This is a genomic window from Streptomyces sp. NPDC001904 (assembly GCF_040297005.1).
Lineage (GTDB): Bacteria > Actinomycetota > Actinomycetes > Streptomycetales > Streptomycetaceae > Streptomyces.
This window is the reverse complement of the sequence record NZ_JBEOYI010000008.1, coordinates 314,868-329,697: the sequence shown is the minus strand read 5'-3', so window position 1 is coordinate 329,697 and position 14,830 is coordinate 314,868. Positions and strand designations below refer to the sequence as shown.

14 protein-coding genes are annotated in these 14,830 nt (G+C 73.2%); 4 read left to right on the top strand and 10 right to left on the bottom strand.

Going from position 1 to position 14,830, the window contains the following annotated elements:
• Positions 1-105: 105 nt before the first annotated feature.
• Positions 106-1,149, bottom strand: coding sequence for an LCP family protein (locus tag ABT127_RS16595; protein WP_502971714.1), 1,044 nt, complete (start codon positions 1,147-1,149; stop codon positions 106-108).
• A gap of 206 nt (positions 1,150-1,355) precedes the next feature.
• The gene (locus ABT127_RS16590; protein ID WP_111667597.1) at positions 1,356-1,766 is read right to left on the bottom strand and encodes a rodlin; all 411 of its coding nucleotides are present in this window, start codon (positions 1,764-1,766) and stop codon (positions 1,356-1,358) included.
• 246 nt (positions 1,767-2,012) lie between these two features.
• Here ABT127_RS16590 and ABT127_RS16585 point away from each other — a divergent pair, with 246 nt between their 5' ends.
• The 3 genes from ABT127_RS16585 (at position 2,013) to ABT127_RS16575 (ending at position 3,672) form a co-directional block, all read left to right on the top strand.
• Complete coding sequence (locus tag ABT127_RS16585) at positions 2,013-2,423, top strand: rodlin (protein ID WP_351449811.1); 411 nt, start codon at positions 2,013-2,015, stop codon at positions 2,421-2,423.
• Between the two features lie 225 nt (positions 2,424-2,648).
• Positions 2,649-2,876, top strand: coding sequence for a chaplin ChpD (gene chpD / locus ABT127_RS16580; RefSeq protein ID WP_351449903.1), 228 nt, complete (start codon positions 2,649-2,651; stop codon positions 2,874-2,876).
• Between the two features lie 145 nt (positions 2,877-3,021).
• The gene (locus tag ABT127_RS16575) at positions 3,022-3,672 is read left to right on the top strand and encodes a chaplin (RefSeq protein WP_351449808.1); all 651 of its coding nucleotides are present in this window, start codon (positions 3,022-3,024) and stop codon (positions 3,670-3,672) included.
• 234 nt (positions 3,673-3,906) lie between these two features.
• Here the strand turns inward: ABT127_RS16575 and ABT127_RS16570 are convergent, their stop codons facing one another.
• Both ABT127_RS16570 and ABT127_RS16565 read right to left on the bottom strand, forming a co-directional pair.
• A complete protein-coding gene (locus tag ABT127_RS16570) occupies positions 3,907-5,187 on the bottom strand; it encodes an FAD-dependent oxidoreductase (RefSeq protein WP_351449806.1) in 1,281 nt (426 codons plus the stop codon).
• Positions 5,187-6,464, bottom strand: coding sequence for a carboxylate--amine ligase (locus ABT127_RS16565; RefSeq protein ID WP_351449803.1), 1,278 nt, complete (start codon positions 6,462-6,464; stop codon positions 5,187-5,189). The genes ABT127_RS16570 and ABT127_RS16565 overlap by 1 nt, the downstream gene beginning before the upstream one ends.
• Positions 6,465-6,603: 139 nt before the next feature.
• On the opposite strand from ABT127_RS16565, the gene ABT127_RS16560 reads away from it, so the two are divergent.
• Positions 6,604-8,007: a glycoside hydrolase family 26 protein gene (locus ABT127_RS16560; RefSeq protein ID WP_351449801.1), complete on the top strand. Its 1,404-nt coding sequence runs from the start codon at positions 6,604-6,606 to the stop codon at positions 8,005-8,007.
• A gap of 37 nt (positions 8,008-8,044) precedes the next feature.
• Here the strand turns inward: ABT127_RS16560 and ABT127_RS16555 are convergent, their stop codons facing one another.
• From ABT127_RS16555 to ABT127_RS16530, 6 genes are read right to left on the bottom strand one after another with little or no spacing between them, the layout of a single operon-like run.
• The gene (locus ABT127_RS16555) at positions 8,045-9,175 is read right to left on the bottom strand and encodes a GNAT family N-acetyltransferase (protein WP_351449798.1); all 1,131 of its coding nucleotides are present in this window, start codon (positions 9,173-9,175) and stop codon (positions 8,045-8,047) included.
• Complete coding sequence (locus ABT127_RS16550) at positions 9,175-9,861, bottom strand: YveK family protein (protein ID WP_351449795.1); 687 nt, start codon at positions 9,859-9,861, stop codon at positions 9,175-9,177. The genes ABT127_RS16555 and ABT127_RS16550 overlap by 1 nt, the downstream gene beginning before the upstream one ends.
• Positions 9,861-11,000 (bottom strand): glycosyltransferase, encoded by a 1,140-nt coding sequence (locus ABT127_RS16545; protein WP_351449793.1) that lies wholly within the window; start codon positions 10,998-11,000, stop codon positions 9,861-9,863. Before ABT127_RS16545 ends, ABT127_RS16550 begins: the two co-directional genes overlap by 1 nt.
• A complete protein-coding gene (locus tag ABT127_RS16540) occupies positions 10,997-11,779 on the bottom strand; it encodes a polysaccharide deacetylase family protein (RefSeq protein ID WP_351449790.1) in 783 nt (260 codons plus the stop codon). Before ABT127_RS16540 ends, ABT127_RS16545 begins: the two co-directional genes overlap by 4 nt.
• A complete protein-coding gene (murJ, locus tag ABT127_RS16535) occupies positions 11,769-13,451 on the bottom strand; it encodes a murein biosynthesis integral membrane protein MurJ (RefSeq protein WP_351449788.1) in 1,683 nt (560 codons plus the stop codon). Before murJ ends, ABT127_RS16540 begins: the two co-directional genes overlap by 11 nt.
• Complete coding sequence (locus ABT127_RS16530) at positions 13,448-14,827, bottom strand: O-antigen ligase family protein (protein ID WP_502971713.1); 1,380 nt, start codon at positions 14,825-14,827, stop codon at positions 13,448-13,450. Before ABT127_RS16530 ends, murJ begins: the two co-directional genes overlap by 4 nt.
• Between the last annotated feature and the right edge of the window lie 3 nt (positions 14,828-14,830).

The window sequence follows — 14,830 nt, the reverse complement described above, 5'->3', positions numbered from 1 at the left end:
TCACTGAACGAGCTCCGATTGCGGAGCCACACTTGATCAACTGATGAGGATTCGGACGGTTGCGGAGCGCGACCCGTTCGGCCCAGCGCCCGGGGTGTTCGCGGGTCACGCGCAGGCGTACTTGTCCCCGCGCACGATGGGCTGCTCCTGGAGGCGCGGCGGGTCCAGCGGCTCGGTCCGGGAGTTCGGGGACGTCGCCTGGCGGTCCTCGCGGAGCGTCGTGAAGAGCCGGTCGGCACGCTCCTTGTCCCAGCGCAGCGTGGAGCCCACGTTCTCGATCAGCGGGTTGAACCCGGCGATGGGCACCGTCCCGAACTCCATGTCCTTGAGCGGCATGCTCCGCAGTTCGCGGGCGAGGGCGATGAGATCGGACGCGCTGAAGCCCTGGTCGACCGAGGCCGAGCCGAGCAGCGTCCTGGCCAGACCGGCCGCCCCGGCAGGGTCGGCGAGGGTCTTCTTCAGCCCGGCGCTCCGCAGCGCGTTGACCAGGAACCGCTGCTGGCGCTGGACGCGTCCCAGGTCGGCGCTGGTGTCCACGTGGCGCGAGCGCACGTACTGCAGGGACGGCCCCCCGGCGAGACGGTGGCTCCCGGGCGCGAGGTTCAGCTTCGTGGCCGAGTCCGAGAGCCGGCGCTTGGTGCACACGGTCACGCCGTCGACCGCGTCGACGCCGTCGATGAACCGCCGGAAGTCGATCTGCAGGAAGTGATCGATGCGCAGCCCGGTCATGGATTCGACCGTCGCCACGGCGAGCGGCGCGCCGCCTTCCGCGTACGCGGCGTTGATCTTCGCCGGGTGGGCCTCGCGCTTCGTGCCGTCGGGCTCCTCGTACGCGGGAATCTCCGTGTACGAGTCCCGCGGCAGGCTGACCACACTGACCCGGTCGTGTTTCTGCGACAGATGGACCAGCATCATCGAGTCACTGCAATTGCAGGCGACTCCGCCGGCGTGGAATTTCTCCTTCTCCGCACGCGTGATGGTGTCGCGGCTGTCCGTTCCCATCAGGAGAATATTGGTGCCGCTGCCACCGGCGGGACGATTCTTCAGGCCGCTGAAGGCATCCACCCGCGCGGGCAGAGCACCCGCCACCTGTCCGGCCGCGACACCGGAAAAGGCCAGAAATCCGAGCGCGAGAGCGCCGATCGCCATCCTTTTACGGCCGCCCTGCAGAAACCTTTTCCTCATCGTGACTCTCCACTGCGAAGGGATCGATGCGCGAGGATCGTAGGCACATCTTCTTTTTCCCTCCGGGCAGCCCGCGCACGCCGGGGCGAAAACAACTCGTTCGCCGCACGGGCCGGAAAAGGCGTTGGGCCGCCGAAAAATCGGCGGCCCAACGGGACATGCGCGGTACGTCAGTTGTTGCCGGCACCGTTGCCGGAGAGAACCGGGATGTCGTCCAGGACGTGCGACAGCGGCTCGTCGCCCTTCGCCTGGGTCGAGTTCTCCGTGCACTGCTGGTTCTGCGGGGCCGACAGGACGGGGATGTCCTGCAGCGACACCGGCACGACACCGACGAGCGACCCGGCGTTGACCTTGGCCGGCAGGCCGATGCAGGGCTTGTTCAGCGAGCCCTGGATGAGCGCCATCTGCGGGCTCATGCTGCCGTAGGTGGCGGAGTTGCCGTACGCCTGCTCGGCACCGTTGCCGCTGAGGGACGTGGTGCCACCGTCGTTGCCGATCGCCATCGCGGGCGCAGCCACGGCAGCCGAGACACCGACGACCGAAGCGGCGACCGCCGCGGCAGCCATAGCCTTCTTCATCATGAGAGGTTCCCCTTCATTTGCGTTTTGGGAGCACCGTGAACAACTCCGGATCCGCGGATCGGTTGTCCACGTTCACCCGGACGGGGGCCTTCGCCCGGTACCGAAGAAATGACTATCCGACCCGCCGCCGGAACTGGTCGCCCCAGGCACCCTGCGGGCAAACGAGTGAACCTGAAGAACCATTCACACGGCTCGGAGTTGTTCCCTTCGCAGCAAACCGGTGCCTGTCAGAAAAGGAACACATCAATGCTCAAGAAGGCTATGGCTGCCGCAGCAGTCGCCGTTTCCGTCGTCGGCGTCTCCGCGGCCGCGGCCGCCCCCGCGCTCGCCCTCGGTGACGACGGCGGCACCACCTCGCTCAGCGGCAACGGCGCGAAGCAGGCCTTCGGCAACTCCATGACCGAGGGTGACATGAGCCCGCAGCTCGGCCTCGTCCAGGGGTCGCTGAACAAGCCGTGTGTCGGCCTGCCCGTCAAGGGCAACGTCGGCTCGCTCGTCGGTCTCGTGCCGATCGCCGTCCAGGACATCCCGGTCCTGTCGGCCCCGCAGAACCAGCAGTGCACCGAGAACTCGACCCAGGCGAAGGGCGACGAGCCGCTGTCGCACATCCTGAGCGACATCCCGGTCCTGTCCGGCAACGGCGTCGCGAACGGCTGACCGGCCGCCGCACGGAGAGCTCGGGCCGCCCGCTTCCTCGGATCGCGGGCGGCCCGAGTTTTTTTGTGCCCGAATGGCCGCACCCTTTCATCAATTAAGCGGGCACACAGTTTCCTAGCCCGCGGTTGCCTCGTTTTCCTTGTCGAGGGGCCGGGCGAGAAAGTGATCCCCTTTCGAACTGGCTCGTCATTCATATTTCTCAGAAATAAGGAGAGACACATGTCCCTGAAGAAGAGCGCCACCGTCGTCGCCGGCGTCATCATGGCCCTCGGCATGGCCGCCCCCGCGTTCGCGGACGCCGGCGCCGAGGGTGCGGCCGTGGGCTCCCCGGGCGTCCTGTCCGGCAACGTCGTCCAGGTCCCGGTCCACGTGCCGGTCAACGTCTGCGGCAACAGCGTCAACGTCATCGCGCTGCTGAACCCGGCCTTCGGCAACAGCTGCGCCAACGTCTGAAATACCCCGGCACTCAGCCACCGGCCGACCCTGGACGCCCTCGGGATCCAGGGTCGGCCGTGCTGTGACGGCAGGACCTCACGCAGCACCCCACGCAGGACCTCACGCAGGACCTCAGCAGGACTTCAGCAGGAAGGGAAACGCATTGAGGCAGGCACTGAAGATCGGTGTCATGGCCGCCGCGGCAGCGACGGGCATGCTCTCCATGCCCGGCTCCAGCGCCGCGGCCCTGACCGGTGACGAGGGGGACGCGGGCGCGTCCGCGTCCGCGGCCGACATCCATCCGCAGGACGCCCACGGCCGGAGCGGGACGTCCCCGTCCGGGACCACCGCGAACTCCCCCGGGCTGTTGTCGGGGAACACGGTCCAGGCCCCCGTGGACGTCGGCCTGAACCTCTGCGGGAACACCGCCGACGTGGTCGGCGCGCTCAACCCGTCGACGGGCAACGCGTGCGCGGGCTCCGGTGACGCGTCGGCCGCCCCCGCGCCCGCCGAGGAGCACCTTCCGCCGGCCGAGCCCGTCGCGCCCAGCACGCCCGCGACGCCCGGCACCCCCGCGCAGCCGCCGACCGACCGGTCCGTTCCGCAGGCGCCGCAGGCCCCCGCGGAGCACCTGGAACTCGGGCGGGAGGTGCTGTCACCGGTGGCGGCGCCCCAGATCCGGGTGCCGCAGGCGCGGGAGCGGCTCGCCGACACGGGAGCCGACCCGAACCTGCTGGCCGCCGCGGCCGCCAGCGCCGGGCTGCTCGTCGGGGGCGGCATCCTGTACCGCAGGGCCGGCGCCGCGAGGCGCTGAATGCCGCGAGGGCCGCGTGCCAGGTCGGGAAGAACTACGCAAGAGCTCTTCCCGACCCACAGAGGAAGCCGCGTTCACAGGCTGCCTCCCCACGGCGTGACGCCGACGGCTGGGAGGAAGGCAGCGACGCGGCGGTTCTCATGACGGCGACCAGTGGACCATCGCCGCTTCCCTCGTGCAGAACCGGTTCACCCTTTCGCACACAACGTCACCCCAACGAGCCACCGGCCCCGCTCAGCCGCCGTCGGCCACCCCCGCGGCGACCGCCTGAGGCGCGTGCCTCCGGCCCCCGGGAACGACCGCGCCGCCCCGCCCCGGCTGCCGCCCGAGATGCCGCTCCACTCCGTCGACCAGCGCCGGCGCCGTGTAGGACGCCCCGTGGACAAAGCGCATCGACGGGCCGAAGTCGGCCGCCGTGACCAGACCCGCGAGAAAGAGCCCGGGATAGGCGGACGCGAAGCCCCGGCCCACCCGCGGCGGGCCCTCGGGACTCGGCGCGAGCAGGTTCCGCAGCCGCGGGGCGAGCACCGTCATCCGCGCGCAGCTCGCCTCGAAGCCCGTGGCCGCGATGACGTGATCGGTCGTGAACTCCTCCCCGTCCGTCCCCGGTCCCGCCGTGCGCACCCGCAGCCGACCCGCCGCGAGCCGGGCCTCCACGATCGACCGCCCGAGCCGGATGTCGAGGTCCGCCGCCGCCACCCGGTCCCTGATCCACCAGGCGCCCGCGGGACCGAGCGCGGTCGCGGAGATGTCGGCCCGGGTGCGCTCGGGCAGCCGGCGGAAGGCACCCGGCCGCTCCGCGTAGAACCAGTTGCGCCAGCCGCAGCCGAGGCCGCTGTGCGGTGCCCGCAGGCTCTTCCACCAGGGCCGCTCCCAGGGCGGCGGGACGGTGTTCCAGGCCAGTCGGGGGGCGCGGGCGACGAGCCGTACCCGGGTCGACTGCTCGGCGAGCAGCGCCGCGGTCTCCAGGGCCGCCTGGCCGCCGCCGACCACGGTGACGTCCGCTCCGGCGAACCGGTCGAGGTCGCTGTGGCGGCTGCTGTGCGTGACGTGATCCTCCGTCAGTCCGCGCAGCGCCTGCGGGAGGTTCAGGTACGGCAGCACTCCGGTGGCCAGGGCGACCGCCCCGGCGCGCAGCAGCTGACCGTCCTCGGTCTCCAGCGTGAAGCCCTCGGGCGCCGCGTCGACGCGGCGGATCATCCGCTCGTCCAGGTGCGGCACCGCCTGTCGGGCGAACCACAGCCCGTACTCCGCGAACGTCTCCACGGGGATGGGGTGCCCGTGCCGCGCTGTCGTCCCGATGCCCGCGCAGTACTGGTCCAGGCGGAAGGCGGCGCCGGGCGCGGAGAGGTTGGAGGCCCACGGCTCCGACTTGAGGAACATGCCGCGGGGCATGGCGTACCGCCACGACTCCATCGGTCTGCCGAAGACCGCGGTGCGCAGTCCTCTGGCCTCGGCGTGCGCGGCGATGGACAAGCCGTACGGGCCCGCCCCCACGATCAGCAGGTCGTACATCAGCAGCTCGCCTTTCGTTCGTCCGGAGTGGTGCGGGTGGCGACAGGAGGTTCGGTGCGGTGGCCGGGGAGGGCCGCGGGCGGCGGGCCCGACCTGCGCAGCAGACGGCGCACCGCGTGGCGGGACCACTCGGCGGCCATGTGCCGTGCGGGGGCCGGGTCGTCCGGTGCGTGCCAGGCCAGTTCGCGCAGCGGGGAGTTGCGCTGGGCGGGCAGGGCGGCGGACACCAGGGCGCCGAGGGCGGACAGCGGCGCGTAGTTCTCCACGACGAAGGTGCGGCCCGGCAGGGGGCGTCCCGCGGGCAGCCGCTGGTGCGTCAGGTCGAGGTACTGGGCCCGCACCACGTCCAGGCCGTCCCCGTCCGCGAACAGCCGGAACTGCGCGCCCGGACGCGGGTTGAAGTCCAGCAGGCAGTACCGGCCCGACTCCGGGTCGATCCTGAAGTCGATGTCGAAGATGCCCCGGTAGCGCAACTCCCCGACCAGGCGCTCGACCATGGACTGGAGTTCGGGGACCGGAGTCCAGCGGCCCACGGCGGTCAGGCCCGCGCCGCGCGGCCACGCCTGGTGCTTGCTCCCCGCTCCGCCGCCGTGCAGCCGGCCGTTCCCGTCGGCGTAGCCGTGGCAGAACCAGTCACCGCCGCCGGCAGCCAGGTGCTTCTGGAGCAGCAGGGCGCTGCCGGTCCCCCGTCCCCTGCGGTACAGGCTCCTGGCCTCGTGCGGGGTGCTGATCAGGCAGGTGCTGCGCAGTCCGGCGTCCGGGGGCAGCAGCCACGGGCGGCTCCACTTGGCCACGACGGGCGCGCCGAGGTCGCCGACCGCGGCGGCCGCCTCCTCCTCGTCGCGCGGCTCCACGGTGGCCGGGTGGGCGATGCCGGCGCTGCGGCACAGGCCGGGCAGCAGCGCCTTGTCCGCGACGCGTTCGGCCAGGTGCCCCGGCTGGTCCGGCAGCAGGAACGTCCCGGACAGCGCCTCGCCCAGCCGGCTCACGGCGATGGCACCGGCGTCGTCCATCGGGATCAGCACGGCCGGCCGGCCGATCCGGTCCGCGGTCCGCCGCAGGGCCTCGGCGATCTCGCCCAGCGGGGCCCCGGGCGGCGGTGGCGGATGCATCTGGCTGACGAAGCGTGAGCGGGCGACCGGGCTGCGGTCCGCCTCGGCCGCCACGTGCACCTCGACGCCGCAGCGCCCCAGGGACCGCACCGCCCCCAGGGTGCCGTGGTGGAAGGGGTTGGGGTCGATTCTCAGCAGCACCACCGGGACACAGGGGTCGAGCATGTGTCGATTCCTTCCAGGAGTTCAAGGAACTAGCCCGCGAGGGTGACGAAGAACGGCCATCGGCCGGTCCCCGATTGGCGCATTGGGCATATATATGACTGATTGTCAGAAATGGAGCATCGCGCACGAGGAGCAAGGCATGGCCGCAGAACGCCGTTGGACGAAGAACAGACGACTGCCGCTGATCACCGCGGGAGTGCTGGTCTCGCTGGTGGTCGCCTCAGGATCCGTCACCACGGAGGTCGCGGACGCCACCCCGCGCCCCGACCCGACACCGACCACCGGAACGGACCCCGTCCCGTGGTGGCCGGACGGCGCCGCCGACCCGAGCCCCGCGGCCGCGGACCCGGTCGCGGCGGCCGAAGAGCCCGCGCCGGAGCCGAGCGCGTCCGCCAGCCAGGACCCGGTTCCGTCGGACACCCCGACCGCCGCTCCGACCGGCGCACCGTCCGGCTCACCGACCGGCGCGCCGACCGAGTCCGCGTCGCCGAGCGAGGGGCCCGGCAAGGGCACACCCAAGTACCCCGCGTTCGGCGCCTACCTGGACTACGGGCCCCGGGGCGTGACCCGGATGGCACAGCTGTCGCGGTGGCTCGGCGGAGCCGATCTGCGGGTCGGTCACACCTATCTGCCCGGGGACAGGTGGAGCAACATCGAGGGCGACCAGTCGTTCCTGGACAGCTGGGCCAAGTGGCGCAAGGAGCGCGACGACCGGCTCCTCGTCCTCAACGTGCCGATGCTGGAGCGCAACGAGGAGGGCGTTCCGGACGCCGAGGTGCGCAAGCTGCTCCAGCAGGGCGCGCAGGGCGACTTCGACCGGCACTACCGGGCCCTGGCCGAGAACCTGGTCGACCTGGACGTGCCGGACACCGTGGTGGTGCTCGGCTGGGAGATGAACGGCACCACGTACACCCACCGGTGCGGTCCCGACCCCGAGTCCTGGAAGAAGTACTGGAAACGGATCGTCACGGTGATGCGGTCGGTGCCGGGACAGAAGTTCCGCTTCGACTTCACCCCGAGCCGCGGCCGGGACGCCGTCCCGTGGACCGACTGCTACCCCGGTGACGACGTCGTCGACATCGTCGGCATGGACTCCTACGACCAGCCGGAGGGCAAGTCCTTCGACGAGCAGGTGTCCGAGCCGTACGGGCTCCAGGCCCAGGTCGACTTCGCGGCGGAGCACGGCAAGCCGATCTCGTACCCGGAGTGGGGGCTGTTCCGCAACGGCGACAACGCCGAGTACATGAAGCGCATGCTCGCCTGGATGGACGAGCACAAGCCGCTCTACAACACCCTGACGGACTACTGCCCGCACGGGGTGTGGCAGTGCGACGCGAACCCGAAGGCGTCGGAGGTCTACCGGGCGGCGCTGACCGGCCGCGACAAGCCGACCGACCAGCCGACCGAACCCACGGTCCCGACCGAGCCCACCAACCCGACCACGCCTCCGCAGTGTTCGCCGGTGAACCTCGGCGAGTGGGTCGAGCACTGGCTCGGCGGCAAGCTGTGCCTGCGGTTCGACTGGTGGGAGCGCCGCTCCTGAACCGGCGCGCCCGGTGAGCGCGGTGGCGGCCGGTCCTCTACGTCGAGGGCCGGTCGTCACCGCGCTCCTTCCACGCCCGCCGCGCGGCTCTGGCCAGCGAGCGGGCGCGCACGTCGGCGAGGAGCGCCGCCAGCTGCGGGGCGGAACCGGCGCGGGCGAGCAGCAGCCGCTGGTTGACCAGCCGCTCCGGCCGCCAGTGCAGCTTGTAGGGCTCGGTGCCGCGCAGCAGGCTCAGCACCCCGGCGGGGGAGCCGTCCTGGAGGTGCTGGGCGCAACTGCGCAGCAGCATCGTGGCGACGTCGATCTTGCGCTCCCGCAGCTCCGGGTGCGCGCCGTAGAGGTAGCCGCCCGCGAGCCGCGGCGAGACGAAGGTCAGGTCGGCGGCGACGACGGTGCCGTCCAGGGTGAACTCCGTGACGACGGCGTCGCCGGTCTCGGCCATGAGCGTGGCGGACCGGCTCAGATGCTCGGCGAACCGCGGCTTGACGTGCTCCGTCGTCACCTTCCGCTCCTGCCACTGCAACTGGTGCAGTTCGAGCAGGCGGCGCACCGACGCGTCGACCTCGCCCGGGGGCACCACCCGGCGCTCGATCCCGGTGGCGTCCAGCTTGCGCATCTTGGCGCGGGCCCGCTGCGCGCGGGGCCGGGGCAGCCGCTGCACCAGGTCGTCCATGGGCAGCGCGGGCAGTTCCAGGCACGCCGAGTCGTCGAGCCGGCGCCGCGGTCCGCGCCACCGGTCGTACAGGGCCTCGACCGTGCTGCCGGGCCGCACCTCGCGGAAGTCGACGACCGCCGTCCCGGCCAGCCGCCACAGTCCGGCGCCGAGCGCGTCGAGCACGGCGTCGGACCCGCCGGGCGGGTCCGCGTCGACCAGCACGTCGCTGAAGTCGGAGATGTCCGTGCCGAGCGGGGTGAGCGTCGGGAACGGCCGCAGCCGCCGCATGAGGGGCGCGGCCGCCACGAGCCGCCCGTCCTGCCGTACGAGGACGACGCGCAGCCGGCCCGCGCTGCCGTAGGAGAGCCACCACGAGTGGAGCCAGGCGTGGCTCTGGAACGGGGTCGCGGTCGCGCAGGACCGGTGCAGCCGGTTCCACTCCTCGCGCAGCGCCCCGAACCCGGCGGCGTCCGCGCACACCGAGACGACGGGCGCCGCCGCGCCGCTCGGCATCAGGCGCCCCGCACCGCGGAGGCGGCCACGGGCTCGGGCCGGGGCTCGGCGGGAGCCGGCACGGTGGCCGTCGTGGCGGCCTGGCCCACGCTCCGGCGCGGCCTGGCGAGCAGCGCGAGCCCGCCGAGCAGGCCGCCCGCGCTGGCGCCGACGAGGGTGGTCAGCGCGGCGGACGGCGTCGACGGGTCGGTCGGCTTCACGGCCCGGGTGAAGCGCAGCAGCTCCACATGGGTGTCGTCCTTGGTGTGGCTGGCGTTGGCGGTGAGCGCGCGGGCGACCGCGTTGGCCATCTCCATCGCCTGCGCGGGCCGGGCCGAGGACGCCGAGATCGCGACCATGGGCGCGTCCGGCGAGGTCTCCGCCCGCACGTTCGCCTGGAGCGTGCTGATGGGCACGCCCGCCGCGACCTGGGCGTCGCTGAGCACCGCGACCTGGGTGGCGACCCGGCTGTACGCCTGGGCGAAGCCGAGCGCGGACATCGAGTCGGACTCCCCGGTCGGCACGGCGATCACATAGCTGGTCGCCGTGTACTGCGGGGTGGCGACCGCGCCGTACACCCCGCCGGCCAGCGCGCCGGCCACGAGCCCCACGGGCAGCGGCCACCAGCGGGGCAGCCTCCGGGTCCGGGCGGCGGCGCGGGCGAGCGGGGCGCGCGGGGCGCTCCTGTCCTGGGCGGCTTCGGTCATCACGTACTCACTCCTGATGTCGGGGCGCCCGCGGCCGTCACGTACACGTCGTGGTGCAGTGCGGCGCTACGGGCGATGCTGTAGTGGAGAGCGGCCTGCGACGGCTGCCTGGCGCCGCCCGGCTCCTCGCGGACTCTTCGGATCTCACGGACGAACGAGGCGGTGTCACCCGGGACACGGACGGCGCGGGCCTCCGTGCCCGGCGGCAGGTCGTCGACCGCGGGGCAGGTCACGTAGAGCACCGGCAGCCCGCCGGCCTGCGCCTCCACCACGGCCAGGCCGAACGCCTCGTCGACGGAGGGGGACGCGAGCAGGTCCATCGCGGACAGCAGCGCGGGCAGGTCGAGCGTGCCGTCGGCGCGCTCCGCGGTGTGCGGGCGCTCCCCGGCGAGGACCAGGCGGCCGAGGACCCCGGCGCGCTCCGCCGCCGCCCGCAGGGCTTCCTCCTGCGGGCCGGTGCCGACCAGCAACAGGTGGACGTCGTCGGGAAGTTCGCGCAGCGCCTCGACGAGGACGCCGAACCGCTTGCCCTCGACCAGCCGTCCCACCCCGCCGACGACGAACGCGTCGGGCGGCAGCCCCAGGGCGCTGCGGGCCGCGGCCCGCGCCCCGGGGTCGTGGGCGAACCGCGGCACGTCCACGCCGTTGGGGACGACCGCCACCCGGTCCCGGGCCACGCCCCACGCGCCGAGCCGGTCGGCCACCGCGGGGGACACGGCGATCGTCGTGCGCCCGAGCCGCTCGCCCGTCCGGTACAGGGCGCGCACCGAGCGGGTCAGCGGGCGCCCCTCGATCTGGGAGTCGCCGAGCGAGTGCTCGGTGGCGACGATCGCCCGGACCCCGGCGAGCCGGGCCGCGATCCGGCCGTACAGACAGGCCCGGTAGAGGTGGGTGTGGACGAGGTCGTAACGCCCTTCGCGGATCAGCCGCACCAGGCGGGGCAGGGCGCGGCCGTCCCGGTTGCCCGCCATGCCGAGGTGGGTGACGCGCACCCCGTCGCGGCGCAGCCCCTCGGCGACCTGGCCCGGATTGGTCAGGGTCACGACGTCGTGGGTGCCCGGCACATGGCGCAGCAGCAGCCGCAGTTGCTGCTCCGCGCCGCCCGCGCCCAGGCCGGTGATGACGTGCAGCACCTTCACCGCGCGCACTCCCCGACCTGCCAGGGGCGTCGCAGCACCCGGTGGGCCCGGCGCTTGAGTTCGAGCCGCCACGGGGTGTCCCGCTGCCCCACGTAGACGCGCGGCATGGCGTGCACGCTGGTCAGCGGGCCCGGGGAGATGGCGCAGCCGTAGCGGTAGCCGGCCCGGCGGACCGCCTCCACCGTCGCGGAGTCCACATACCCGTACGGGTAGCAGAAGCCGAGCACCTCGCCGCCGGTGATCTCCTCGATCTGCGCCTTGCTGCGCTGGACCTCGGCCCGGCGCTGGTCCTCGTCCGCGTGGGTGAGGTCGACGTGCATCAGGCCGTGCGAGCCGATCTCCATGCCCGCCGCGGCCGCCTTCCTGATGCCCTGCGGGGTCAGCAGCGGCTTGCGCGGGCCCTCGGTGTCCCAGGCGTTCTCGCCGCCGAGGCGGCCCGCGAGGACGAAGACGGTGGCGGTGCACTCGTAGTGCCGCAGCAGCGGCAGCGCGTTCTCGACGAAGTCGCCGTAGCCGTCGTCGAAGGTGAGGCCGACCAGACCGCGCCCGGCGCCCCGGCCGCGGGCCCGCAGGAGTTCGGCGACGCTGACGCCGCGCAGCCCGCGCGAGCGCAGCCAGCGCAGTTGCTGCTGGAGCCGGTCGGGGGTGACGGTGACGTTGTACGGGTCGTCGGAGCAGTCGTCCACCGAGTGGTACATCGCCACCCAGGGAGAGCGGCCCGGCAGCAGTTCTCTCGATCTGAGTCCCGGGGTGTCCTTGAGCGCTGTTTCAACGGTCATGACGGAGCTTTCTGGTCGCGAAGCGGACGGCGGGTACGAACGCCTGGACGTTCAGGGCCCACAGGAGGAGGCCGAAGACGGTCCCGATGGCCAGGCACCCGACGGCGAGGGACCCCAGCGGCTGCCCGACCCGGGCCGCGCACACCAGCCCGGCGGCCGTGGCGGCCACGGCCGCGAGCAGCGTCTTGCCGAGTTCGAGGAGGACCACGGGCAGCCGGACGGGAACGCTGCGCCGGTCCATCGCCGTCAGCAGCAGCACGGCGGTGAAGGTGATGCCGAGGGCGTTGGCGGCGGCGATCCCGGCCACGCCCCAGGTGCCGACGGTCAGGGTGCCCACTCCGGCGGTGAGGGTCATTCCGAGCGCCATCGAGGCGACCGGATACCAGGTGGGCCGGCCCGCGGAGAAGTAGGAGCGGACGAGCGCGCCGACGAGGCAGTGGCCGAGGAGCCCCAGCGAGTAGACGCGCATGATGGACGCGGTGGCGGCGGTGTCCGCGCCGGTGAACGCGCCGCGCTGGAAGAGCAGTTGGATGATCTGCGGGGCGCAGGCGAAGACCACGGCCGCACCGGCGAGCACGATGCAGGCGGCGAGCGCGACATCGCGCTCGACCCGGTCGCGGGCCCGCTCGGTGTCGCCGCGCGCCAGCGCCTTCGCCACCACGGGGAAGGTGACCGTGCACAGCATCAGGGACAGCACCATCGGCAACTGCGCGACCTTCTGCGCGTAGTTGAGGTGCGAGATGGCCCCCGACGGCAGCGACGAGGCGAGGAAGCGCTCGATGAAGACCTGCGACTGACGGCACAGCGCGAAGAGCAGCACGGTCGAGATCAGCGCCATGTTCAGCGACTGCTTCTGCGCCGGTCCGCCGTCGCCGGACGCCCCCTGGAGGACCTGCGTCCCGGGCTCGGCGCGGGTCAGCCTGCGGCGCAGCACCGGCGCCTGCACCAGCACCATCAGGCAGCCGCCCACCGCCACCCCGGCCGCCGCGGCGCGCACGCCCCAGCGGTCGGCGAGCAGCAGCAGGGTGGCGATGATGCCGGTGTTGTACGCGACGTAGATGGCGGCCGGGGCGAGATAGCTGCTGTGGGCGCGCAGCGCAGCGCTGCAGTACCCGGTGAGCCCGAAGGTCAGCACGCAGGTCGCGGTCAGCCGGGTGCAGTCGACGGCGAGTTGCGGGTCGGGCAGGCCCGGGGCGAGCAGCTCCACCAGCTGGGGGGCGCCGGCGATCAGGGCGAGGCCCGAGGCGACGAAGGCCAGGGTCAGCCGGGGCAGCGAGGCGGCCACCAGGGCCCGTACCGGGTCCTGCCCGTGTCCCGGGCGGCTGCCGCGCAGGGCGATCGCCGCGCTGAAGGCGGGGACGAGCATGAAGGCCAGGCCGTCCTCGATGAGGAGGGTCGCGGCGACCTCGGGCACGGTCCACGCCACGAGGAAGGCGTCCGTCTCGCTGCCCGCCCCGAAGAGGTGGGCCAGCGTCTGGTCGCGGACGAGGCCGAGGAGCGATCCGGCGGCGGAGAGCACCGCCGTCAGGAGCGCGGCCCTGGCCAGGAAGGTGCTCGACGTGCCGTGGGCGTCGCGGCCGCCCGGGTCGGCCGGTGCCGGCGCCGTCTGCTGGGCCGGGAGGGCGCGCGGGCGGACGGTCTCGTCGCCGTCGGCGGGGAGGGTCGGTTTCATCGCCCGGCCGCCGAATCCCGGAAGGCACGGCCGGCGGCGGGCGCCAGCGCCCACCAGGCGGCCAGGCCGAACACGACGGAGGTGAGCACCGTGGAGGGCCCGCCGATGTCCGCGTACACGAAGTCGATCAGCTGCCAGACGAGCAGCCCGCAGGCGATGAGCGCGCAGTCGAGACCGCCGGTCCCGCGGTGCGCCGCGGCGAGCCGCCGCACCCCGCACAGCAGCATCGCGGCCCACGCCCCCACGATCGCGCAGAGGCTGAGCAGCCCCTGCTCGCTGAGGACCAGCAGATACATGTTGTGCGGCGAGAGCAGCGGCTGGCGGCGGAAGGACGCGCCCGCGCCGGCCACGTCGCTGCCCGCGGACAGCGCGATGGAGGCGTGGCTGTCGCGGTAGGCGGGGAAGTTCTTCAGCCCCACGCCGGTGGCCGGGTGCTCCTCCCACATGTCGATCGCCGCGGCCCACATGGTGTACCGGTCCGTCACGGACTGGTCCGGCGCCGCGGTGACCTGCGTGATGCTGCTCAGCCGCTCCTCCAGCATCGAGGTGCCCACGCCGAGGCCGCCGACCAGGACGACCGCCGCCGCGACCCCGATCGCCAGCAGGCGCAGGGCCCGGCGCAGTCCGGCGCAGACGATCTGGAGCACGCAGACCACGGCCGTCGCGATCCAGGCGCCGCGGCTGAAGGAGAGCGCCAGCGGCACCACGAGCCCCGCCGCGCAGGCCAGCGCGGCGAGCCGCACCCGGACCGTCCCGCCGCCGAGCGCGAGGGCGACCGCGCAGACGAGCCCGTACGCGACGACGGTGGACATGCCCATCACGTCCGTGGCGCCGAAGGTGCCGACGGCCCGGATGTCCTCGCCCGCGTAACTGGCGCCCGTCCCGGTCAGGTACTGGTAGACGCCGAGCGCGCCCTGCCACAGGCCCAGCGCCACCAGGCCCCAGGCGACGAGCCGGAAGTCGTCCCGGTCACGGACGAGCAGCAGCACGGCGGCCGGGACAAGCACCAGGATCTGGTAGTAACGCGCCATTCCCACCAGGGCGTTGGACACCGAGTCGGCGCCGAGCGCGGCCACCGCGACGGCGACGACGGGCAGCCCGAGCACGACGAGGGCGGTCCGGGTCAGCGGGCGCTGCCGGTGCCGCACGGCGCGGACCGCGCAGAAGATCACGACGAGCCCGGAGACGGCGTCGGCGAGACCGCCGGTGCCTCCGCTGCCCTCCTGTTCCGCGCCCGCGCCCAGGGGCAGCGCGAGCATCGCGATCAGCAGCAGGACGGGCAGCACCGGCCCGTGGCGGCGCAGCGCCCCGAGGAACGGGGAGGCGGGTGCTCCGGCACCGGCGCGCGGGCCGGTGACGGCAGGGAGGACGGTCACAGG

Bases quoted from the DNA above. Each gene is read 5' to 3' on its own strand.
- ABT127_RS16595 (WP_502971714.1), bottom strand. From the start codon at position 1,149: ATGGCGATCGGCGCTCTCGCGCTCGGATTTCTGGCCTTTTCCGGTGTC.
- ABT127_RS16590 (WP_111667597.1), bottom strand. From the start codon at position 1,766: ATGATGAAGAAGGCTATGGCTGCCGCGGCGGTCGCCGCTTCGGTCGTC.
- ABT127_RS16585 (WP_351449811.1), top strand. From the start codon at position 2,013: ATGCTCAAGAAGGCTATGGCTGCCGCAGCAGTCGCCGTTTCCGTCGTC.
- ABT127_RS16570 (WP_351449806.1), bottom strand. From the start codon at position 5,187: ATGTACGACCTGCTGATCGTGGGGGCGGGCCCGTACGGCTTGTCCATC.
- ABT127_RS16565 (WP_351449803.1), bottom strand. From the start codon at position 6,464: ATGCTCGACCCCTGTGTCCCGGTGGTGCTGCTGAGAATCGACCCCAAC.
- ABT127_RS16560 (WP_351449801.1), top strand. From the start codon at position 6,604: ATGGCCGCAGAACGCCGTTGGACGAAGAACAGACGACTGCCGCTGATC.
- ABT127_RS16555 (WP_351449798.1), bottom strand. From the start codon at position 9,175: ATGCCGAGCGGCGCGGCGGCGCCCGTCGTCTCGGTGTGCGCGGACGCC.
- ABT127_RS16550 (WP_351449795.1), bottom strand. From the start codon at position 9,861: ATGACCGAAGCCGCCCAGGACAGGAGCGCCCCGCGCGCCCCGCTCGCC.
- ABT127_RS16540 (WP_351449790.1), bottom strand. From the start codon at position 11,779: ATGACCGTTGAAACAGCGCTCAAGGACACCCCGGGACTCAGATCGAGA.
- murJ (WP_351449788.1), bottom strand. From the start codon at position 13,451: ATGAAACCGACCCTCCCCGCCGACGGCGACGAGACCGTCCGCCCGCGC.